This window comes from Chitinophaga pinensis, from assembly GCF_007896845.1.
GTDB classification, from domain to species: domain Bacteria; phylum Bacteroidota; class Bacteroidia; order Chitinophagales; family Chitinophagaceae; genus Chitinophaga; species Chitinophaga pinensis_C.
On record NZ_VOHS01000040.1, the window covers coordinates 14,885 to 36,819 of the forward strand.

At 46.7% G+C, this 21,935-nt stretch carries 21 protein-coding genes and 4 pseudogenes; 21 read left to right on the top strand and 4 right to left on the bottom strand.

From position 1 onward, the window contains the following. The first annotated feature begins 205 nt into the window (after positions 1 to 205). Positions 206 to 2,293 (top strand): glycosyl hydrolase family 18 protein, encoded by a 2,088-nt coding sequence (locus FEF09_RS24545; protein WP_146307581.1) that lies wholly within the window; start codon positions 206 to 208, stop codon positions 2,291 to 2,293. On the opposite strand, the gene FEF09_RS24550 is transcribed toward FEF09_RS24545, so the two are convergent. Next, the gene (locus FEF09_RS24550) at positions 2,290 to 2,892 is read right to left on the bottom strand and encodes a DUF4157 domain-containing protein (protein ID WP_146307582.1); all 603 of its coding nucleotides are present in this window, start codon (positions 2,890 to 2,892) and stop codon (positions 2,290 to 2,292) included. The genes FEF09_RS24545 and FEF09_RS24550 overlap by 4 nt on opposite strands. Positions 2,893 to 2,947: 55 nt before the next feature. After that, positions 2,948 to 3,247, bottom strand: a complete 300-nt coding sequence (locus tag FEF09_RS24555) for a hypothetical protein (protein ID WP_146307583.1) — start codon at positions 3,245 to 3,247, stop codon at positions 2,948 to 2,950. Positions 3,248 to 3,421: 174 nt separating this feature from the next. Between FEF09_RS24555 and FEF09_RS24560 the strand changes: the two genes are divergently transcribed. The 18 genes and pseudogenes from FEF09_RS24560 (at position 3,422) to FEF09_RS33590 (ending at position 18,982) form a co-directional block, all read left to right on the top strand. Beyond that, positions 3,422 to 3,883 carry a PepSY-like domain-containing protein gene (locus FEF09_RS24560; RefSeq protein WP_146307584.1) on the top strand — a complete coding sequence of 154 codons (462 nt, stop codon included), beginning with the start codon at positions 3,422 to 3,424 and terminating at the stop codon, positions 3,881 to 3,883. A 159-nt stretch (positions 3,884 to 4,042) separates the two neighbouring features. After that, positions 4,043 to 4,474 (top strand): CBS domain-containing protein, encoded by a 432-nt coding sequence (locus FEF09_RS24565; protein WP_177222718.1) that lies wholly within the window; start codon positions 4,043 to 4,045, stop codon positions 4,472 to 4,474. Between the two features lie 133 nt (positions 4,475 to 4,607). Beyond that, positions 4,608 to 5,054 carry an NADH-quinone oxidoreductase subunit A gene (locus FEF09_RS24570; protein WP_146307585.1) on the top strand — a complete coding sequence of 149 codons (447 nt, stop codon included), beginning with the start codon at positions 4,608 to 4,610 and terminating at the stop codon, positions 5,052 to 5,054. Next, positions 5,026 to 5,664 (top strand): NADH-quinone oxidoreductase subunit B, encoded by a 639-nt coding sequence (locus FEF09_RS24575; protein ID WP_146307586.1) that lies wholly within the window; start codon positions 5,026 to 5,028, stop codon positions 5,662 to 5,664. Before FEF09_RS24570 ends, FEF09_RS24575 begins: the two co-directional genes overlap by 29 nt. Positions 5,665 to 5,678: 14 nt before the next feature. Next, the gene (gene nuoC, locus FEF09_RS24580) at positions 5,679 to 7,421 is read left to right on the top strand and encodes an NADH-quinone oxidoreductase subunit C/D (RefSeq protein WP_146307587.1); all 1,743 of its coding nucleotides are present in this window, start codon (positions 5,679 to 5,681) and stop codon (positions 7,419 to 7,421) included. Between the two features lie 15 nt (positions 7,422 to 7,436). Next, entirely contained in the window at positions 7,437 to 7,901 is a 465-nt protein-coding gene (gene nuoE, locus FEF09_RS24585; protein ID WP_146307588.1) for an NADH-quinone oxidoreductase subunit NuoE, read from the top strand. Continuing rightward, positions 7,901 to 9,178 carry an NADH-quinone oxidoreductase subunit NuoF gene (gene nuoF / locus FEF09_RS24590; RefSeq protein WP_146307589.1) on the top strand — a complete coding sequence of 426 codons (1,278 nt, stop codon included), beginning with the start codon at positions 7,901 to 7,903 and terminating at the stop codon, positions 9,176 to 9,178. Before nuoE ends, nuoF begins: the two co-directional genes overlap by 1 nt. 11 nt (positions 9,179 to 9,189) lie before the next feature. Next, positions 9,190 to 11,763 carry an NADH-quinone oxidoreductase subunit NuoG gene (gene nuoG, locus FEF09_RS24595; protein ID WP_261387722.1) on the top strand — a complete coding sequence of 858 codons (2,574 nt, stop codon included), beginning with the start codon at positions 9,190 to 9,192 and terminating at the stop codon, positions 11,761 to 11,763. Between the two features lie 139 nt (positions 11,764 to 11,902). After that, positions 11,903 to 12,849: pseudogene (gene nuoH, locus FEF09_RS24600) on the top strand (NADH-quinone oxidoreductase subunit NuoH). Positions 12,850 to 12,873: 24 nt separating this feature from the next. Then, positions 12,874 to 13,388, top strand: a pseudogene (gene nuoI, locus FEF09_RS24605) (NADH-quinone oxidoreductase subunit NuoI). An 11-nt stretch (positions 13,389 to 13,399) separates the two neighbouring features. Continuing rightward, a complete protein-coding gene (gene nuoJ / locus FEF09_RS24610) occupies positions 13,400 to 13,918 on the top strand; it encodes an NADH-quinone oxidoreductase subunit J (protein WP_146307590.1) in 519 nt (172 codons plus the stop codon). 3 nt (positions 13,919 to 13,921) lie between these two features. Beyond that, positions 13,922 to 14,229, top strand: a pseudogene (nuoK, locus tag FEF09_RS24615) (NADH-quinone oxidoreductase subunit NuoK). Positions 14,230 to 14,232: 3 nt separating this feature from the next. Further along, the gene (locus tag FEF09_RS33575; RefSeq protein WP_261387724.1) at positions 14,233 to 14,679 is read left to right on the top strand and encodes a hypothetical protein; all 447 of its coding nucleotides are present in this window, start codon (positions 14,233 to 14,235) and stop codon (positions 14,677 to 14,679) included. A 17-nt stretch (positions 14,680 to 14,696) separates the two neighbouring features. Further along, entirely contained in the window at positions 14,697 to 15,542 is an 846-nt protein-coding gene (locus FEF09_RS33580; RefSeq protein WP_261387725.1) for a proton-conducting transporter membrane subunit, read from the top strand. Positions 15,543 to 15,675: 133 nt separating this feature from the next. Further along, the gene (locus FEF09_RS33585; protein ID WP_261387726.1) at positions 15,676 to 16,086 is read left to right on the top strand and encodes a hypothetical protein; all 411 of its coding nucleotides are present in this window, start codon (positions 15,676 to 15,678) and stop codon (positions 16,084 to 16,086) included. A gap of 11 nt (positions 16,087 to 16,097) precedes the next feature. Continuing rightward, on the top strand, positions 16,098 to 17,306 hold the full coding sequence (locus FEF09_RS24625; RefSeq protein WP_261387727.1) for a NuoM family protein: 1,209 nt from the start codon (positions 16,098 to 16,100) through the stop codon (positions 17,304 to 17,306). A gap of 490 nt (positions 17,307 to 17,796) precedes the next feature. Further along, positions 17,797 to 18,755: pseudogene (locus FEF09_RS24630) on the top strand (NADH-quinone oxidoreductase subunit N). Beyond that, positions 18,743 to 18,982, top strand: coding sequence for a hypothetical protein (locus FEF09_RS33590; protein WP_261387728.1), 240 nt, complete (start codon positions 18,743 to 18,745; stop codon positions 18,980 to 18,982). Before FEF09_RS24630 ends, FEF09_RS33590 begins: the two are co-directional and overlap by 13 nt. Before the next feature lie 217 nt (positions 18,983 to 19,199). Here FEF09_RS33590 and FEF09_RS24635 read toward each other — a convergent pair whose 3' ends face one another. Continuing rightward, a complete protein-coding gene (locus FEF09_RS24635; RefSeq protein ID WP_146307591.1) occupies positions 19,200 to 19,796 on the bottom strand; it encodes a nuclear transport factor 2 family protein in 597 nt (198 codons plus the stop codon). 521 nt (positions 19,797 to 20,317) lie between these two features. On the opposite strand from FEF09_RS24635, the gene FEF09_RS24640 reads away from it, so the two are divergent. Further along, positions 20,318 to 20,734 (top strand): MauE/DoxX family redox-associated membrane protein, encoded by a 417-nt coding sequence (locus FEF09_RS24640; protein ID WP_409994882.1) that lies wholly within the window; start codon positions 20,318 to 20,320, stop codon positions 20,732 to 20,734. A gap of 186 nt (positions 20,735 to 20,920) precedes the next feature. Beyond that, positions 20,921 to 21,235 (top strand): hypothetical protein, encoded by a 315-nt coding sequence (locus FEF09_RS24645; protein WP_146307593.1) that lies wholly within the window; start codon positions 20,921 to 20,923, stop codon positions 21,233 to 21,235. 471 nt (positions 21,236 to 21,706) lie between these two features. Here FEF09_RS24645 and FEF09_RS24655 read toward each other — a convergent pair. Next, positions 21,707 to 21,935, bottom strand: a 229-nt coding sequence (locus FEF09_RS24655; protein WP_146307594.1) for a RagB/SusD family nutrient uptake outer membrane protein, incomplete at its 5' end; no start/stop codon positions are given.

Genomic DNA, 21,935 nt, shown 5'->3' on the forward strand with positions numbered 1-21,935 from the left:
TCATTCTTTACGTTGGTCTGATCTCCGGATATACCGGGCGGATAGTTAGGGTGCCAGGATCTTTTAACGGATAATGTTTTTCCTATTGATGCACAAGATAGTAGTTAAATGAAATTGAAAAAATTTTTTTTACATGAATAATTAGCTATTTTTTAAAAATTATTATTACTCTTGCTCTCGCGTTGTCAGGTAAATCTCAATTCTTATGTACTCCCTTTTCAAAAATATCATTGGGATATTTTTGTTCCTCTTTATCTTTTTATTTACCGGGACGAAAATATACGCTAATGATGTACATACTTTCAGGTATGATACTACGCTACCAAAGACAATCAATCTGCCGGCCTTCCAGAAAGACACCACAGGAAAGGTAAAGTTGCTGCAGAAAATTGTTGCTGCCTTACAATTCAGGCGGAATGCCCGGGCGCGTGAACAACAACGTGTGATCACTATTATCAGAACAGTGATGGCTGATTCCATGGTCGCTACTGCTGCGGATATCAAAAAACTGAATGCTGAGTTATCGCTACAGCAGAACCAGCATTTTGACTCCCTGCGCGCACTGATAGACAAGATCATGTCCCGGCCTGATCCGGTCCCCGCTACTGATAATACAGAGGAAGAGCCTATTGATACACCCGTCGCTCCTGTCTCCGAGGCAGACGTGACAGCACTCATTAATAAGATCATTCCCATTCTGCAACAGAAAGAAGTAGAAGAAAGAGACAGCGCTGCACAACAGCAACGATTACAAAAGATCCGCGCACTTTACGGGCGTGCTTCTGATAAGGTAGATACACTGCCTGTCAATGATTCTATCGGCAAGACCTATACACTGCAACTGGGGCATAAAGCAGCGGTTATCGGTATCCATCCCTACTGGATGAGCGATAAGTTCCTGCACTATAATTATACAACGATCAGCGAAGCAAACTATTACGGTTACACGACTTCTGTAAATGCAGGCCGTATACCAGATTCGTTGCAGTTCTTCAATCTGGCCAACAATCGCACCTTCACCTTTTACGAAACAGATGCTGCCCGTATTGATGCGTTATTAAAAGATGAAACATCCCAGCTACACTGTATAGACTCACTCCTGCTCCTGTTACAACGCTATCATGCGGAAGGTGTAAATATATGGCTGGGTGGTTTGAATGGTAAACAACGAAGCGCTTTTACAAGCTTTATCGGTCTGCTGTATAACAACCTGACCAGTGCTCATCCACAATACCGTCTGACCATTACAATACCTCCTTTCGATGACGCTGCGGCATATGATCTGCGGGCCCTGAACGGTTTTACAACACATTTCCTTGTAGACTTTACAAAGGCCGGCGGCACAACTGCGGGTCCTTTATCTCCCATGAAAGGTGATGCCAGAAAGGCTATCGAGCCAGTCATCTCCCGGTTGCTCAATCAACAGATCCCTCCCTCCAGATTCATCCTGCTGTTATCGTATTATGGCACGGAATGGAAAAAAGGTGCCGATGGCCGGGATCTGTTCACCCGTTATATATCTTATAGCGATATTAAAAAACGCTACCCTTCAGATACTTCTGTATACTACGATGAAGACGCCATAGCCGCTGTCATCAGAGAGAAAGATGCGGCGGGTACTGTTACATCAGAAATATGGTTTGACAATGCCAGCACCCTTGATGTGAAATATGATTTTATCCTGAATACGGGTCTGGGAGGCGTCGCAGTATGGCCTTTGGGAGCAGACGATGGTTATGGAGAATTGTGGGACGTGCTGACAGATAAGTTTGTGAGTATTGACACCACCTTCCTTGCCACTGTTCCGCTGGTACCTGTAACAGAACCGACATTATCGTGGTGGGGTAAACTGGTGCAAAAACTCCGGCATGAAGCACATGTATTAAAACTGATGTTCACCGACCCCTGCCAGCTGGATGCTGAAAACAGACATGGACATAACGATGATACTTTCTTTGTATGGCTTACCTTATTCCTGCTGTTTATTACGCTTTTGATCGGTTTTCTGTATGCTTACAATCTGAGAATGAAGGGAACTGCATGGAAGTGGAGAAAAACAATGCTCCGTGTATTGGTAGGTTCTGTATTTGTAACTGCATTTTTTGCTATTGCGGCAGGCTTTCTTAACAGGGACGTACCATTTGGCATTACGCCGAATATGACCGCAGGAGCCAGATGCGTCACTATCCCAATGTTAGACGCATTGTTGATCTTTGCCGCAGGTATAGGTCTGGGTATGCTGATTATGAGATTGCTGATACGTCCTTTACTGACGCACGAGGATAAGCCTTAACCCTGTTGCAGACTTTTCTGTCCCATGACGTCGGCTTCTGTTTCCAGAGAGGGATCATCATTAACAGGCACGCTTTCTTTCAATTGCGTAGTAGCCTGTACCCTTCCCTGTTTCTGTTGTACAACATGCCAGGCTTCATGGGGCAGGTGCTGTTCCTGTCCCGGTGCAACGTGGATATCCGTACCCTGAGCATATGCATGGGCATTCAGCTGTGCAGGCTGGGAAGAATTATAATGCACCTTCACATCAGACATATCCATGCCTGAAAGATTTTCTACACCTGACTTAAGCTGGTCAGGCATCCCTGTTTCATTGGCCTTCAGTTGAACGGCCGGTTTAGCCTGTACCAGCAACTCTTCCTCTATAGCAGCCATCTGTGCAGGCAGTTCATCCTCCATGGATGCCAGCTGAGCAGGTAGCTCCTCTTCCATAGCCGCCATCTGAGCGGGCATTTCTTCTTCCGGAAGTGATTGTTGCTGAACAGGTTCGCTCTTCAGACGGGCTTCCACCGCTTTACGCTGGATACCTTGAGAAGACATGTTAGCGGCATTGGCGCGCGTAGCATTTTGTTCGCGCTCACTGTGATAAGTTTGTGTCATAAAAGAGGGTTAAGGACCGGGAAAAGTTACAGCTTTTTCGCCGCATTGTGCAAGATCAGGGGAATAAATCTTTACTCTTGTCGATGATCTGCTTCAAACGGAGCGTAAAGGTGTCGCAGCAGCTTTTGCTATACGCGTAAAGCACCACGTCTCCGTCCTCTGAGCGGGACTCAATATTCATTTCCACCGTATGGTCAGGATGTGATTTACAGCATTCCTGGCTGAATTGGTGGGTCAGGTAGGCGGCTATTCTCTCTGCTTTCGAATTATTGAAGCGGGCAGGAAGATTGTGAATGTAGTCGGCCATAGTGTTGTCAGGTACAAGTGACCTTTTAATTGCGCGGAATTGTATCATAAACCTATATTATGGGGAGAAAAAACGATACTGTAAAGTTACGGAGATCCTGTCAAATAGCAGGAAACAGGGATTTACTTTTACAAATGACGGATTTTGTTGTGAATCTGCCTTCTTTTGGCCGCGGAGCTGATTCTTTCATTAATTTTGACCAGTTAATTAAAACACTCATTCATGAAACATCTCATTTTCATTCTTTTATTGGGAACCGGTATCTCCTCTTACGCGCAGAAAAGTGATCAGCCGGTAAATGTACCTGCTGCCGTTACCAAAAGTTTTCAGCAGCAGTTTCCCGCAGCTACAGGTGTTAAATGGAAATTGAAAGATAACCAGTACAAAGCAGAATTTCACAAACACGACGTCTGGTATGATGCGACCGGTAAACTGGTAAAACAGAAAGAAGACATCAAAGATGCCGATCTGCCTGCTGCCGTTAAACAAGCCGTTCAACAGCAGTTTGCCGGATACACTATCCATGACGTTGACAAACACACTGCCGGCAGCACCATCACCTATAAGGTAGAACTGCAAAAGAAGCCGGAGGAAAGAAAGGTAACTTTCAGCGCTGATGGTAAAGTACTGGAAAACGTACTGGATAAGAAAGATAAGAAAGACAAAAAAGACGGGAAAAAGTAAGCCCTTCACCGATATGACTACAAGCCGCCTCCTCCATAAGGCGGCTCTTTTATTTTCGTCCATCCGGGAGCGAATAATATTGTTTTAAGGGGGACTTCATGTTTTTTGGCAAAAAAGGCATAACTTAATAGTAGAATGCATTCCTTAAATCTTTTTGTCATGGATAAAGTTAGAGATATCCTGCAGATGAAAGGAAACCTGATTTACACAATCTGCATTACCTGCACTGTGTACGAAGCTTTGGAAGTTCTTGAAGAAAAAAATCTTGGCGCACTCGTAGTTGTGGACGAAAGTGGAAAATTGATTGGCATATTCACTGAACGGGATTACGCACGCAAAGTCGTCCTGAAGGGTCGGTCCTCAAAAGAAACTTATGTAAGGGACATCATGACGGATAGTCCGGTATTTGTTTCTCCTGACACTGACATTGAATATTGCATGCAATTGATGACGAATAAGTTCATCCGCCATCTCCCCGTTATTGAAAACAATGAACTGACCGGCATTATCTCCATCGGTGACATCGTAAAGCATGTCATCAGCAACAAAGACTTCATCATCCAGCACCTGGAACATTACATCGTAAGCTAAGCACGTTACGAAAAACAACTCATCTCTGCGCTATTAAGGTTAATTGGTTTTATTAAGAGATTGGATAATCGTCTTTCTTTTCATTTAAAAGACAGAATACGCTGTATTCATCTTCAGGGAAAACTTTTATGTTATGGGAAACGAATCAATCAGTGTTCCCTTGTGGCCCCTGTTGCTTTATGCCTGCCTCGTAGTCGTATTGCTCGCCGCTATTCTAACGTTGTCTTATATACTGGGACAGCATCACAATGACCGTGCGACCAACCGGCCATACGAAGGAGGTATTGAACAAACAGGAAGTGCCCGCATCCGCTTCTCCGCGCAATTCTATCTCGTCGCCATGCTCTTCGTCATCTTTGACGTGGAAGCCGTATTCATTATGTTATGGGCACTCGGTTTCTACGAACTGGGATGGCCCGGTTATATCGGCGCATTAATATTTATAGGTCAGCTGGCAGTTGTACTGGTCTATGAATGGGGCATTGGTGCACTGAATATAGGTGCTGACGCGAAGAAGATCTTAAAATTCCACAAACAAAAACAAGAGAAGAATGAAATGGTGGTTAAGCAAACCGGGTGATCAGTCCGGACATGTTTCAGGCAATGGCAGCATGGAAGAAGCTGTCAGCAGAAGTATCATGCTGACAACCGTACAGGACCTCCTCGCATGGGGACGTAAAAATTCTATGTGGCCGTTTCACTTCGGACTGAGTTGCTGTTTCGTGGAAATGGCCACCAGTATTACCAGCAAATATGATGTCGCCAGATTCGGTGCAGAAGTGATCAGAGGTACACCTCGTGAAGCAGATGTCATGGTCATCGCCGGTACCGTATTTATTAAAATGGTACCCATCATCAAACGCCTGCACGAACAGATGATGGAACCCCGTTGGGTCATCTCCATGGGTAGCTGCGCCAACAGCGGAGGCATGTATGATATATACAGCGTTGTGCAGGGCGTAGATAAATTCCTGCCGGTAGATGTATACGTACCTGGTTGTCCGCCGCGACCAGACGCATTTATGCAGGGATTGGTACTCTTGGGTAACGCAGTAGGAAAAGAAGCACGGCCACTTAGCTGGGTAATCGGAGAACAGGGCGTTATCAAACCTGCACAGCCTTCCATGAAAGAACAAAAACGGGAAGAACGTGCGAAGATGACTACGTTCAGAGGTATAGATGAGATATAAACTAAACAAACCTCATGCAGACTGCCGACAATAACATACTAACACCGCTCCAACAACGCTTCGGCTTTGATGCATCACAGCAACAAAACACAGCGGATGGGATACTCACCTTATGGGTTGGCAAAACCGATATTGTCAGCACCGTGCAGTTCCTGCAACAAAATGCCTACTTGTCGCTATACGATCTCTGTGGTATTGACGAACGCGACAGGGCCCGCAAAGAGCAGCTCCCTGTCGCAGACTTCTCGGTAGTCTACCTGCTCTTCTCATTCAAAGACAACAACTTCATCCGACTCAAAGTGCCACTGACCGGTGAATATCCCTCCCTCCCTTCTATCACCACCATCTTCCCAAATGCAAACTGGTACGAACGCGAAATCTACGATATGTTTGGCATCCGCTTCGATGGCCATCCACATCTGCAACGCATACTGATGCCACAATCCTGGCAGGGACATCCTTTGCGAAAAGAGCATCCCGCACGTGCCACCGAGATTGGCCCCTTCCGCCTTTGGGATGAAAAGCAGGACGCGGAACAGGAAGCCCTCCGCTTTAAACCGGAAGAATGGGGTATGCAGACGCATAGTGATGATGCCGATTTTATGTTTCTGAATATCGGTCCGCAACACCCCGGTACACACGGTGTATTACGCATCATACTACAACTGGATGGAGAAGAAATAGTAGACGCCGTTCCCGAAATCGGCTTCCATCACCGGGGCGCAGAGAAAATGGGAGAACGTCAAAGCTGGCATACCTATATCCCCTATACAGACCGTATTGATTATCTCGGTGGTGTCATGAACAATCTGTCCTATCTGCTGGCAGTAGAACAACTGGCAGGTATCGATATACCGGAGCGCGCGAAAGTGATCAGGGTCATGCTCTGCGAATTGTTCCGCATCAATAGCCATCTGGTGTGGTTTGGCACATTCGCACAGGACCTCGGACAGCTATCTCCCGTATTCTATATGTTCACCGAACGTGAAAAGATCTTTGATGTAATAGAGGCTGTATGCGGTGGCAGAATGCATCCCAACTGGTTCCGTATCGGTGGTGTCGCTCAGGATCTGCCCAACGGATGGGATACACTGGTACGTGACTTTGTAAAACGTTTCCCGGCTAAACTGAAAGAATTTAATGACATGGTACTGCGCAATAGTCTGATCAAAGCGCGTACAAAAGGTATCGGTGTATATACACTGGAAGAAGCGATAGAATGGGGTGTTACCGGTCCCGGATTACGGGCCTGTGGCTTCGACTGGGACTTCCGCAAAAAACGCCCCTATTCCGGTTATGAGATGTTCGACTTTGATATACCCATCGCGCAGCATGGCGATTGCTATGACAGATCTGTCGTGAGAGTGGAAGAAATGAGACAAAGTCTGCGCATCATTGAGCAGTGTCTGAATAACATGCCTTCCGGCAACTACAAGGCAGAACATCCGCTGACCACCCCACCGATCAAGAAACATACCATGCAGGATATTGAAACACTGATCACCCATTTCCTCAACGTTAGCTGGGGCCCGGTTATCCCACCGGGAGAAGCCATGAGTTGTGTGGAAGCCACCAAAGGTGCTACCAGTTACTACCTGATCAGCGATGGCAATACCTCTTCATACAGAACGCGTATACGGACGCCCTCGTTCCCCCATATGCAGATGGTCCCTTATATCAGCAAAGGATATACGGTAGCCGACCTGTTGTCTATATTGGGCAGCGTGGACTATGTGCTGGCAGACATTGACAGATAGTCAAATCAAATGCTTATGCTTAGTACTACTGAAAAGGAAGCAATCGATCATGAGATCGGACTGGTGCCTCATAAAAGAGCCACTGTTATTGAGGCATTGAAGATTGTACAACAACATCGCGGATGGATCAGCGATGACAGTGTAGAAGAAATTGCAGATTACCTCGGTATCAGTCCTGCAGAGGTAGACAGCGTAGCCACCTTCTATAATCTCATCTTCCGTAAGCCTGTCGGCCGGCATGTGATACTGCTTTGCGACAGTATATCCTGCTACGTCATGGGATATAAAAGCCTTTATGCCGCCTTACAGGACAAACTACAGATCAATTTCGGACAAACATGCCCGGATAACCGTTTCACACTTTTACCCAATGCCTGTCTGGGTTGCTGCGATCATGCGCCCGCCATGATGATAGACAAAGACCTCTACAGAGATATTACAATTGAACAGCTGGATGATATCCTGAAAAAATATGCATAATGACAGAACGTCCGCTTACAAGAAATATATATCCTGATCGTCCTCCGATGAATCTGAAAGAGTACGAGAATACCGGTGGTTATGCGGCCCTCAGAAAAGTATGCAGTACGATGGATCCTGCGGCTCTACAAAAGCTGGTGCAGGATAGTAATCTGAAAGGGCGCGGTGGTGCCGGCTTCAGTACAGGTATGAAGTGGAGTCTTATTCCCATGGGCGACAAAGCGACGCATCCCAAATACCTTATCGCCAATGCTGATGAAATGGAGCCCGGTACTTTCAAGGATCGCCTGTTACTGGAAGGTAATCCCCATCAACTGATAGAAGGAATGATACTCGCCGCTTATGCGATACAGGCAGATATCGCTTATGTATTCCTGCGCTGGGCTTATCATGAAGCCGCTGCACTTATCCGCAAGAGCATACAGGAAGCCTACGACGCAGGCTATCTGGGAACGGATATACTGGGCAGTGGGTTTCATCTGGAAATGTACCTGCATACAGGTGTGGGCCGCTATATGTGCGGAGAAGAAACCGCCCTGCTAAATGCACTGGAAGGTAAGCGGGCCACGCCAAGGGCCAAACCGCCTTTTCCGCAGATCAGTGGATTGTTTGGCAAACCCACCATTGTCAACAATGTCGAAACGCTTTGCTGCGTGCCCCATATCGTCAATAATGGCGCTGAATGGTTCAAAGGACTCAGTTACAGCGATGATGGCGGCACCAAAGTATACGGCGTCAGTGGTAAAGTAAAAAGACCCGGTGCATGGGAGCTTCCTATGGGAGTGACCATGCGTGAACTGATAGAAGAACATGCCGGTGGTATGAAACCCGGATATGCGTTAAAAGGTGTGCTACCGGGAGGCGCCTCTACCGACTTTCTGACCACCCAACATCTTGACATAAAGATGGATTATAAGTCCGTCGCCGCCGCAGGCAGTCGGCTGGGAACAGGTACCATGATCGTACTGGACTCGGGTACCTGTCCGGTAGGCTTTGTACATAATCTGCAACACTTCTTTGCACAGGAGAGCTGCGGATGGTGTACCCCTTGCCGGGAGGGCCTGCCATGGGTAGAAAAGATCCTGCTCGCACTGGAGAAAGGTGACGGCAAACCCGAAGATATCGAACTCTTACAAATGCATACACAGTTCCTTGGTCCGGGTAATACTTTTTGTGCATTAGCGCCCGGCGCAATGGAACCTTTACAGAGCGCACTCAAATATTTCATGGAAGATTTTGAGCAACATGTCGGGCATAAAAAATGCCCGTATGATTAAATAGCTGAACAATGCCACGCATATATATAGATAATGTGCCTTTCGAAGTGAAAGCAGGCAGGAACCTGCTGGAGGCCTGCCTGAGTCTGGGCATTGACCTGCCGTACTTCTGCTGGCATCCTGCCATGGGCAGCATCGGCGCCTGCCGGCAATGTGCTGTCAAAGTGTTCAAAGATGCGGAAGATACCAAAGGTCGTATCATGATGAGTTGTATGGAAAGCGTGAAAGACGACCTGCGTATTTCCGTATGTGATCCCGGCGCAAAGGCATTCCGGGCACAGGTTATAGAATGGCTGATGACGAATCACCCGCATGATTGTCCGGTATGTGATGAAGGCGGTAGTTGTCACCTGCAGGATGTCACCGTCATGACTGGACACGACTACCGGCGCTATCAGTTCAAAAAACGCACTTATACCAATCAGTATCTTGGTCCGCTGATCAACCATGAAATGAACCGTTGCATACAGTGTTATCGCTGTGTACGATTCTACAGGGACTATGCCGGCGGTAAAGACCTGAATGTTTTCTCCGCACATAACCACGTCTATTTCGGCCGGGAAAAGGACGGCGTACTGCAAAGTCCATTCAGTGGTAACCTCGCAGAAGTATGTCCTACCGGCGTATTTACGGATAAAACACTCAAGGAACATTATACCCGTAAATGGGACCTGACCAATGCACCGGCCATTTGCCAGCATTGCAGTCTGGGATGTAATGTCATCGCCGGAGAGCGTTATGGTCAGTTACGCAGTATTGTGAACCGTTACAACAGTGAGGTCAATGGTTATTTCCTTTGCGATAAAGGCCGCTTCGGATATGAATTTGTCAACAGCGAAAACCGTATTACACAGACATTAATCCGTCACCGCACAGCCGAAGCCGTAGATGAGCCTACACTGATGAGCCATCTGCCCAATATCCTCATCGGACATACAGTGATTGGTATCGGTTCGCCGAGAGCATCCATCGAAAACAACTATGCTTTAATGGAACTGGCCGGCCGGGAATGTTTTTATCAGGGATTACCGGATAATCAGGTATTCCTTGAGCAGAAGATAGTCGATATTCTTTCCGCAGGCGCTATTCATACCCCTTCACTGAAAGAAATTGAGCAGGCGGACGCGGTATTGATATTAGGTGAAGATATCTGGAATACGGCACCTGTCATGGCACTCGCCGTACGCCAGTCTGTTATGAAAACAGCCGCCGCCCATGTACAGGAACAAGTGCCGTTACCCGGCTGGCATGACGCTGCCCTGAAAGAACTCGCGCAGGAAAGCAAAGGTTTTCTGGCGAATATGAGTGTACTCTCTTCCCCCTTAGACGAGATCGCCGCCTGTCAGGCACATGGTGCACCTGATGATATGGCCCGGCTGGGATTTCAGATCGCACACCTGTTGAATAATACACTACCGGCAGTGGACAATGCCTCAGCAGCACTCCTGCAAGATGCGCATCTCATCAGCCAGCAATTGTTATTGGCCAGACACCCGGTTATCATTGCAGGAACATCCGCCGGCAGCGAAGCACTGATCAGGGCAGCCTATGATATCGCGGCTTCACTGCAAAGCAGTGAGCGACAGGCAGCACTGGCCTTTGTATTGCCCGAATGCAACAGCATGGGACTTGCCATGACAGGCGCTTCCTCCTTTGAAAAAGCACTCGCGATCGTACAGCAGAACCCTGACGTCACGGCGGTCATCCTTGAGAATGATCTCTACAGGAATATGCCGGCCGATCTGGTAGATAGTTTCTTTAGTAAATGCCGGCAGGTGGTCGTACTCGACACCCTGCATAACCGCACCACTGAAAAGGCAGATGTGTTGATACCGGTGGCCACCTTCGCTGAAGGGGACGGTACCTTCATCAATAATGAGGGAAGGGCGCAACGGAGCTATCAGGTATTCATGTCTCCCGATAAAGTGCTTAAAGAAGCCTTTAAATGGCTTTTCGAGATGAAGGTGATTCGTAGCGCCATTTCTAATGGTCATGACGTACATCCGGACGAAATGCTGGCAGGATTGGAAAGGGCTTATCCGCAGTTCAAAGGCATCGCGGCAGTGGTACCTCCACATGAATTCCGTATACATGGCGCCCGTATTCCCCGTGAATCACAAAGGTATAGTGGCCGGACAGCCATGCAGGCCAATAAGGCCGTCAGCGAACCTAAACCTCTGCAGGATGACGATTCGCCACTGTCATTCACGATGGAAGGCTACCGGGGAATGCCACCAGCCCCTCTGATCCCCTATTTCTGGGCTCCCGGATGGAACTCCGGTCAGGCAGTCAATAAATACCAACAGGAAACAGGCGGCGCCTTAAAAGGCGGAGATCCGGGTATCCGCTTATTCAGGGATACGGGTGCCCAACCTGCCTGGTTTCAGGATATACCAGATGCTTTCACGCCCCGGCAAGGGAAATGGTTCCTCTTACCGCAATACCAGCTATTTGGTTCCGGCGAACTTAGCATCTACACCAAAGGCATTGCCGCACTCTCCGCAGCCCCCCGGGCTATACTTTCTACAAGAGATGCAGCCACTTTGAACATGGCCACAGGGGCTGCTCACTATACAGTCAGATAACAGAACCTATCAGTTTCCACTGGAAACAAGAGAAGATGTACAGGATGGTATCGTCATCCTGACAGCAGGATTAAAAGGAATGGAAGCATTCAGTTGGGGTACATGGGTAAATCTTTCTAAATAAAGTGACATGACCGTAATGCAACATATCTGGATCGTTTTAGGGGTACTCTTTGTATTTCTGAACATAGCCGCCGGCCTGATCTGGGTGGAACGGAGACTGCTTGCCATGTGGCAGGACAGACTTGGTCCTAACAGGGCTGGTCCCTTAGGACTGATGATCGTGCTGGCAGATACGCTGAAACTGTTTTTTAAAGAAGACTGGATCCCTCCATTTGCAGATAAATGGGTGTTCATTCTGGCACCCGCTATTGTCGTAGCCAGTGTGTTGATGAGTTTTGTCATTATCCCTTTTGCACCGGGCATTCTGGTGGCTGATCTCAATGTAGGACTACTATTCTTCCTCGCCATGTCCTCCCTCGGCGTGTACAGCATTGTACTCGGAGGATGGGCTTCCAATAACAAATACTCGCTGTTAGGCGCCTTAAGGGGTGCATCCCAGATGATCGCATATGAGGTCTTTATGGGCCTCTCACTGATGGGGGTAGTCATGCTGAGCCGTTCTTTCAATCTGGCCGAGATTGTCGCTGCACAGGAAAAGGTATGGTTTATCTTCCTGCAACCGGTAGGCTTTATCATCTTTTTTATCGCCGGACTGGCAGAAACGCACCGTTTACCTTTTGATATTCCGGAATCAGAAAGCGAACTGATGCCGGCTTCCATGCGGAGTATTCCGGTATGAAATTCGGTATGTTCTTTATCGGGGAATACCTCGGCATCACGCTGATCTCTGCCATGACGGTTACCTTATTTTTCGGTGGATGGCTGGGCCCCGCATTCCTGCCCCCTGTCGTCTGGTTCTTTCTGAAAACATTTGTATTCATCGGATTATTCATTCTGCTGAGAGCTTCATTGCCCCGGCCCAGATATGATCAGTTACTGGAATATGGCTGGAAACTGCTGTTACCTCTGGTATTGGTCAATTTATTGGTAACAGGTGCGATCGCACTCTGGATGAAACATTAGCAGCTAAACATAAAACCTGTAACAATGATCAGTCATCTGCGCACCATGTGGTTAGTCTTTCTGCATCTCTTTCACAAAAGAGAAACTATCCAATATCCGAAGAAAAAGTAGCACTGCGTCCACGCTGGCGCGGGCGTATTGTATTGACAAAAGATCCTGATGGCGGAGAACGCTGCGTAGGTTGTTATCTCTGCGCCGCTGCATGTCCGGTGGATTGTATTGCGCTTCAGGCCACAGAAGATGAAAACGGACGGCGTTATCCGGAGTTCTTCCGTATCAATTTCTCCCGCTGTATCTTCTGTGGGTATTGCGAAGAGGCTTGTCCGACGTACGCTATACAGCTTACCCCCGATTTTGAAATGGCAGAATACAGAAGGCAGGATCTTGTATACGAGAAAGAAGACCTGCTGATAGATAGTCAGGGGAAATATCCGGGCTACAACTTCTACAAAATGGCCGGACTCAGTGCGGGTGTAAAAGAAAAAGGTAAAGGAGAAAATGAGGAAGCACCCGTCGATATCAAAAGCTTATTACCCTAAAATGTATTGACATGCCGCTACTATTCTATCTGTCTTCAGCGATAGCGATTATTGCCACTATTATGGTCATTACCCGTTATCACCCCATACATGCATTGCTGTATCTCGTGGTATCGTTTCTTGCTATCGCAATGGTGTTTCTTTCGTTAGGCGCTCCTTTCGCAGCAGCACTGGAAGTGATTGTTTATGCAGGTGCCATTATGGTCCTGTTCATCTTTGTGGTGATGATGCTCAATCTGGGTAAAGAGACCGCTGCACAGGAAAAAGAGTGGCTGCGTCCCGGTGTGTGGATCGGTCCGGGAGTACTCACACTGGTATTACTCATGGAAATGACCATCCTATTGCTGGCGCCTCCGCAAAGAGCAGTTGCTATGGCAGTTGTGACACCCAGACAAGTGGCCCTTTCGCTATACGGAGAATACATTATTGCAGTTGAATTGATCGGCTTTCTATTGACAACAGGCATTGTTGGCGCTGCGCATATCGGCAAACAAAAGAAGAAAAGTCTGCACAGATTTCTACAAGCATAACATATGGCACCCATCTCAGCTCATACCGTCCTGATTGTCGCCGCTATCCTGTTTATTCTTGGATTAGCGGGCGTACTCACGAGAAAGAACATCATCTTTATGCTGATTTCCATAGAGATCATGTTAAATGCCGCCGGACTCGCCTTTATTGCCGCTGGTTCCAGATGGCAGCAGCCTGACGGACAGATCATGTATCTGTTCATTCTGGCAATGGCAGCTGCGGAAGTATCTGTGGCGCTGGCCATGGTTTACAGATCCATCATCAGCATAAGACACTGGACGTGGAAGATCTGAGAGAATTAAAAGACTAAGCCATGCAACAGTATCTGTATCTTATTCCGGCGATGCCCCTGATCGGGTTCCTGCTACTGATAACAGGTGGCGCACAGTTTCCCCGTTATGTAACAGCCATTATCGGCGCCGGCAGCATATGTGTGTCAGCGATCATTGCGATCACCATGGGCGCACAATTCCTTTTATATCCACCATCAGACGGCATATATCATCAACAGTTATGGCACTGGTTTAATATCGGAAAGCTACATGCAGATATAGGGCTCCACCTCGATGCCATGTCTCTGGTCTTTGTCTGCATCATCACTTTTATCGGTGCGTTGATACATATTTATTCCACCAGCTTTATGGAGCATGACAGGGACTACTCCCGCTTCTTTGCCTCCATGAACCTCTTTGTATGGGCGATGTTGCTGTTGGTGATGGCCGATAATCTTGTACTGTTATACCTCGGCTGGAAGGCGTAGGTTTATGCAGTTTTCTGTTGATCGGCTTCTGGTATGAAAGTGAATCTAACTGTATGGCAGCCCGGAAAGCATTTGTGATTACCCGTATCGGTGATACGGCTATGATCATTGGTCTGTTCCTGTTGTTCAGAGAACTGGGGACTTTGAATATCCGGGAGATCCTCGCACTCGCTCCACAACACTTTGCAAAAGGGGGTACAACTGTCACATGGATTGCTGGCTTATTACTCGCAGGAGGCATGGGTAAATCAGCACAGCTGCCATTACAAACCTGGTTGCCCGATGCAATGGCAGGCCCCTCTCCCGTCAGTGCCTTAATACATGCTGCTACAATGGTGACCGCAGGCGTCTATCTGATCGCCAGAATGCATACCATCTTTGAACTCTCTCCTGCTATCATGCACCTTACTGCCATTACCGGCGCCCTGACATTATTGATCGCGGGCTGTAGTGCGATGGTACAGACGGATATCAAAAGAATACTGGCCTATTCAACGATCAGTCAGATCGGCTTTATGTTCCTTGCGCTGGGCGTTGGTGCATGGAGCGCTGCGATCTTCCATTTCTTCACACATGCTTTTTTTAAAGCGCTTTTATTCCTTGCCGCCGGCGCGGTGATAGAAGTCCTGCATCATGAGCATAACATTTTTAAGATGGGCGGACTGAGAAAAGATATGCCACTGATCTTCCGCACCTTTACCATCGGAGCAGCGGCGCTGGCTGCTGTACCGATGATAACAGCCGGTTTTTTTAGTAAAGACGAAATACTCTGGTTTGCCTGGAGTGCACAGGGCGGTCATCCTTTATTATGGGTTGCCGGATTACTGGCGCATTTATCACCGCATTCTATTCCACCCGCCTGATACTGGTTGTATTCTGGGGAGAAAAACAAACGACACCGGGCAAATTACCCGGCAGTGCCATGAATATCCCATTAGTGATACTGGCTGTCTTTTCCATCGGTGCCGGCTGGATTCATTTACCACACTGACACAGGTGCTGCCTGCAACCGTGTTAAAACCTGCGCATCCTGAAGAGATCATCTTCCAGTCCATCGCTATACTGACTACGCTGACAGGGATTATGACCGGCTACATGTTGTATTACCTCTATCCGCATACAATCAGGGAATGGAAGCAATCTGAAGGCCTGATGGCGGTAAGGAATTTCTTCTTTGCCGGCTGGCGGTTTGACCAGCTGTATGATATGCTCTTTGTAAAACCATTTGTCTATATCACGCAGATCAGCAGAAATGATGTAACAGATAAAATCTATAGCGGTATTGCAGAGATGCACCTGCAACTTAACAGATTTCTCTCTGTATCCCAGAACGGATCACTGCGTTGGTATGTCGCAGGCGTGCTGATAGGTATTTTATTCATCATCACTTTACAAATACTACGATGATACTCCTCTGGATGATAGTTGTATTACTGGCAGGTGGCCTTTTATGCTGGCTGTCGGGGAGACAGTCCCCCGCCTATGCCAGATGGACTGCCTTGTTGACTGTAAGTACAGATATGGTACTTGCCTGTTGCTTATGCTGGCTGTATCATGAGTTCCCGGATAAGAGTTCATGGTTCATCAATTACCAGATCAACTGGATACCGTCGATGGGGGTCAGTCTGCATGTCGCATTGGACGGCTTTGGTATGGTACTGTTATTACTGACATTCTTCCTCGGCATCCTCGCTGTCTTATGCTCATGGAATGAAATTCAGGAAAGAGCAGGATTTTATTATTTCAACCTCTTGTGGACACTGGCAGGTATCAGTGGCGTATTTGTGGCCATGGACCTGTTCTTATTCTATTTTTGCTGGGAAGTGATGCTGATACCGATGTATCTGCTGATCATTCTCTGGGGCGACAGCCGCCGCCGTTATGCTGCTTATAAGTTCTTTCTGTTCACGCAGGCAGGCAGTCTGCTGATGCTGTTATCTATTCTCGCCTTATATTTCATTCACGGCCAACAAAGCGGACAATACACTTTCGATTACTTTGAGCTATTACGTACGACATTCCAATCCAATACGGCGTGGTGGATCATGGCGGGTTTCATGATCGCATTTACCATTAAGCTACCCATGATACCATTTCATAACTGGTTACCCGATGCGCATAGTGAAGCACCGACTGCAGGTAGTCTTTTACTGGCGGGTTTGTTGTTAAAGACGGGCGCTTATGGTATTGTGAGATTTGTACTACCGCTATTTCCGGAGGCGTCTGCCGCCATTGCATGGTGGGCAATGCTATTTGGTGTAACAGGTATTATCTATGGAGCTGTGCTGGCCTTTTCGCAGACAGATATCAAGCGGCTGATTGCCTATACTTCCGTTAGTCATATGGGATTTGTGCTGTTAGGCATCTTCTCCTTCAGCGAGATTGCTATGCAGGGTGTTGTTATGCAGATGCTGACACACGGACTTAGTACAGGAGCGCTCTTTGTGATGGCAGGCATGTTAAAGGAAAGACTGCATACAAGGGATATTACAAAAATGGGCGGTTTATGGACGTCCATGCCGGCAATGGCGGAACCGCTATTTTATTTACAATGGCATCTTCCGGTTTACCTTTGCTGGGTAACTTCATCGCAGAATTCTTTATACTGCTCGGGACCTTTACAGTGAATGTGCTATTCAGCGTGCTGGCTTCCGTCGGATTGGTACTATCTGCCTTATATGGCCTGCGCTTATTACAGCGCGTATTTATGGGCGCCATTGTTGTCACCAATCCGGTAAGAGACCTCAGTACCGGGAGATGTTGATCATGGCTGCCTTAAGCGTCAGCATTGTGGCCCTTGGCCTATATCCGCAGCCTGTCATAGATACTGTACATCATTTATCGTTCACCCTTCAGCCTTTATTACATGAATGAACTGCAATTATTATCGCTGCTGCCTTTCATGGTACTGGCTGTCGCTTCAGTAGTAGTTATACTACTGATCGCATTCCGGGCGAGCCACACTGTTATACAGGTGACGGGGTTTATAATGATGTTACTTGTCGTGTTTGCCACCTGGTATGTAAAAGACACCTTACCCAGACTTATTCCCCCACTGTTTATTGTAGATGGACAAGCCGCTCTCTTTACAGGCCTGATTATTTTAGTGTACTGGTGGTGGGTTTATTGTCCTACATCTACTTTGAAGAACGCGAAGAGAATCCGAAGGAGTATTATATCCTTTTATTCCTTGCCACACTTGGAGGTGCTATTCTCACGATCAGTCAGCATTTCATTTCATTCTTTATCGGACTGGAATTGCTGAGTGTAAGTTTATATGCGCTGATCGCTTACTTACGCACCCGCAATCATGCGGTAGAAGCAGGCATGAAATATCTGGTGCTGGCAGCGATGTCATCAGCTTTTCTGTTGTTTGGTATGGCGCTGATTTATATGGAAACAGGTACTATGACGTTTCCCGGTATTGCGGCAAAACTGGCGGATGGTATTTCTTCGCCGCTGTTTTTGTTTGGTACCGGAGCGATGATGGTGGCAATCGGGTTTAAACTCGGACTGGTACCTTTTCATCTTTGGATAGCGGATGTGTATCAGGGGTCTCCTTCTCCCGTTACTGCTTTTATTGCCACGACTTCAAAGATCGGGGCTTTTGCTGTGTTGCTGCGCTTTGCCCAAACGGTGAATCTGCATGAGTATCCGTTGATGATAACAGTGTTTTCTGTGATTGCTATTGCTTCTATGATTATGGTAATGTGCTGGCTTTACGTCAGCAGAACCTGAAAAGACTATTAGCCTATTCTTCGATTGCCCATTTCGGATACCTGCTGGTGGCATTTCTACCCGGTAGCAAGGCGGGTACAGAAGCCACGATTTTCTATCTGGCTGCTTATTCTGTCACTTTACTGGCAGCTTTTGGCGTGATCGTACTACTATCCACCGGTGAGGAAGAAGCGGATCGTATAGAGAATTATCAGGGATTGATATGGCGAAAACCGGTGTTAGGCACTATACTGACGGTAGCGTTATTCTCGCTGGCGGGCATTCCGCTGACCGCAGGATTTCTGGCCAAGTTCATGGTCTTATCAGCCGGTGTACAACAGGCATTATGGCCCTGTTGATTGTGCTGGTATTGACAAGTGTGATTGGCTTATACTACTATCTGCGTATCATCAGCACCTTGTTCGCCAATGCTGATCGTCCGATAACGATACCGGGCCCAAGGCATCCGTTCTTTTACTTCTCTACTTATGCGGCGCTGGTGGTACTGGCGGGCGCACTTTGCTGGCTGGGGATTTTCCCGGGAATGGTGCTACAGGGGATCCGTAGTTTTTTACTCTTACATTGACTTAGGGTATGGGGATACAAACAGCACAGCCGTCCTTTATAAAGGGCGGCTGATTGCGTATATGGCCGGTTTTATTTCAGTATGTGATATTGTTCTTTATGATGTGCTCATAGCTGTAATAGCTTCGGTAGTATTCCAGTGTTCTGCTATTTTACCGTTTTCGGTCCTGAACAGATCATAAATACGGCTTCGTTATCTGATTGTCTGCCTTCGCTGACTACGAGTGCGAAATTGCCTTCGCCGAGCACACGATGTATCTTGTTGTATTCAATAGCAGGCGGTGTGGTGTGATCATGTATCCAGGCACAGGAATAGTGCTGAAACCTGACCTGATCGCAAAATAGCGGGAGCATACAGTGCTGTCGCCTTTCCTTACCAGCACATCTTCTACTGTACATTTTGCCAGTTGTTTGTTTTCTGTTGTGCGCTGATGTTCCGTGATATTTACGGAGCGGGCGTGTAGTGGTCTTATATTATCGTGCGCGGATGATATCTGAAGATTATCCCAATGTTCTACAATTCTGTCCTGTTCAAACCTGAAAACGCTGAATCCGATCATCACTATTTCAAAATGATACTCAACATGTGCGAATACAAAGTCGCCGTCTTCCATGAGTCTGACGATACGAACAAAAGCATTTCTGGGCCATTCTTTCAGGTAGTGTTTAAACCCCTGTATGCCTTTCCCGATACGCTGATTATGTTGTACATAGTGTTGTGCATCTATATAAGTCAGCGGCGTTTTCATACCTGTGCCCAGGCTGGTCAGCAATACAGCCACTTTCTCCTTCTTTGATAGTTCTAAATTCTGCATGTGGCGGGCTATTGAATGAGCTCCGGCCAGAACCGGAGCTCTTGAAACTACAATCGGCAATCCAAAAAACACACTGTCTTTACATCATCCCTTTTACCCGTATGACCTTGATGGCAAACCAATGCCATGGCGGAACTGCTTATGATCGAAGCTCACAATAGACTATCTGGTCTTTTATGATGACTTAAAAAACAGCAGGGATGCTGTCGTATAAATAGATCGATAAATTTAATTCTATCGAACAAATTTAGACCATGTAGTCTTTTTAACCAAAAAAATTCCTGAATAAGTGTTAGGCAGACTTTTTTATTATTTAACCATTCATTAACAACTGCCTATTAGGTTTTTTGTATTATGCAGTCGCAAAGAGCATTGAACTTTATCAGGAAAAATCAAGTCAGGGGACTGTTCTATTTTACTAGCTAAGATCAGGCTATCAACCGAGCAATTTAAACAACTCAAACTTCTCGACAATGTAACAATACCTACGCTATGAAAGCCAGGGACATTATTTTGCTTGCATGCTATTTTCTGTTTACGAGCATGTTTCTTTATGCTGCAGTATCCAAATTAATGACGTTCCAGGTTTTGTGGTACAGATGCAACGTCAACCGTTCTCTGATGCATATGGTAAATTTCTGACGTGGTCTATTCCGGCAACAGAGATTCTGCTGTCATTAATGATGGTAACAACTGCCTTTCGTAAACTTGGGCTTTATCTGTCGACTTCCCTGATGATCTGTTTTACCGGTTATATTGTACTGGTACAGTTACATTACTATGGGAAGATTCCCTGTAGCTGTGGTGGCGTGATATCTAAACTATCATGGCCTCAGCACCTGTTATTCAACTTATTTTTTGTGGCTATTGGATTTCTCGGTATCTATCTTGAACAACGTGCAGATTCATTACAACAGAACGTACATCTAGCTAAATAAATCTTCAGATCTAAACTCACACTATGGGACAATCTACGCTTTGTCTTGCTCCTCGCAAGGCCCCGGCAGGGTCATGTCCACCCAGAGCCGGTTAAACAGCAACATGTAGTCTATCATTAGCTTTTTTGCAGTAAGTCACACTTTTTTTTCCTGACATGTTCCTTTAAAAATCGACAATTACTTCTTATGAAAAGAATCAAACTCTTATTTGCACTCACTGCGGTGTTAGCAGGTGCAGGCACCGCTATTGCTACTACCGGAAAACCTGGCGCTTCCTCTGCCGTGGAAGTAAATCGCAACTGGATTGACTGGAATGGAGACCTGTTGGTCAATGTACCAAAATCAGTAGCAGACCTCTATTGCGCTTCATCAATCGACATTTGTCTCCGGGCGCAGGACAATGTATATATCATACAAATGGATATTTACCTTGAGTTTGCTGTAACCATTTTCATACATCAGGGAGCTGATCATCCCCTGATGTACCTGCATCTTCTCTAAATAATTTACAACAGTTTATTAATTGAATACAAGTATCCTGACTTGTATACTGAAAGTTTTTGCTGCATTTGCGACTTGTTTAATAATTTTTTCCATCAAAATTTCAAACATCAGTTTTATATCCGATACAGGTGCATGCCTGTGTTGTGATGAGATAATGTTGCGAAGACAATGTGCTTGTTTTCGCAACATTATTGCTGTTTAGATAAACGGCATGCTGTTACGACTGACTTTCTGGTAATTACCTGCAACACAGGTGAGTACTTGTATTGTAGTAACCAATGATCCATCCGTTATAAATACCATCGTTGCGCTACGCAACAATGTTCCTCAATTATATCCCGGATCTGTTCCAATGCCGGATTAAGCAATATCTGCGACGAAGGAATAGGCCACAAAGTATCCGTCGCCTGCCATTGGCCATTTCTGATAGCCGTCATAACTTCATTAACCTTTCCGCTTCTCCGGAGGTCATACCAACGATGCCCCCTTCTGCAAATAATTCAATTCTTTTTTCATGCAATAACTGGCTGCCAGCTCCTCTGCTGTGATCAGAGGTCGGGTCTCCGCGATCAGCGGCAATTGTGCTCTTCTACGGATCATGTCAATATCTTCTATTGCACCGGGTAGTTGTCCGGCGGCTAAACGACATTCAGCCCTGATAAGGTACATTTCAGCAAGTCTGAAGACGGTAGTATAT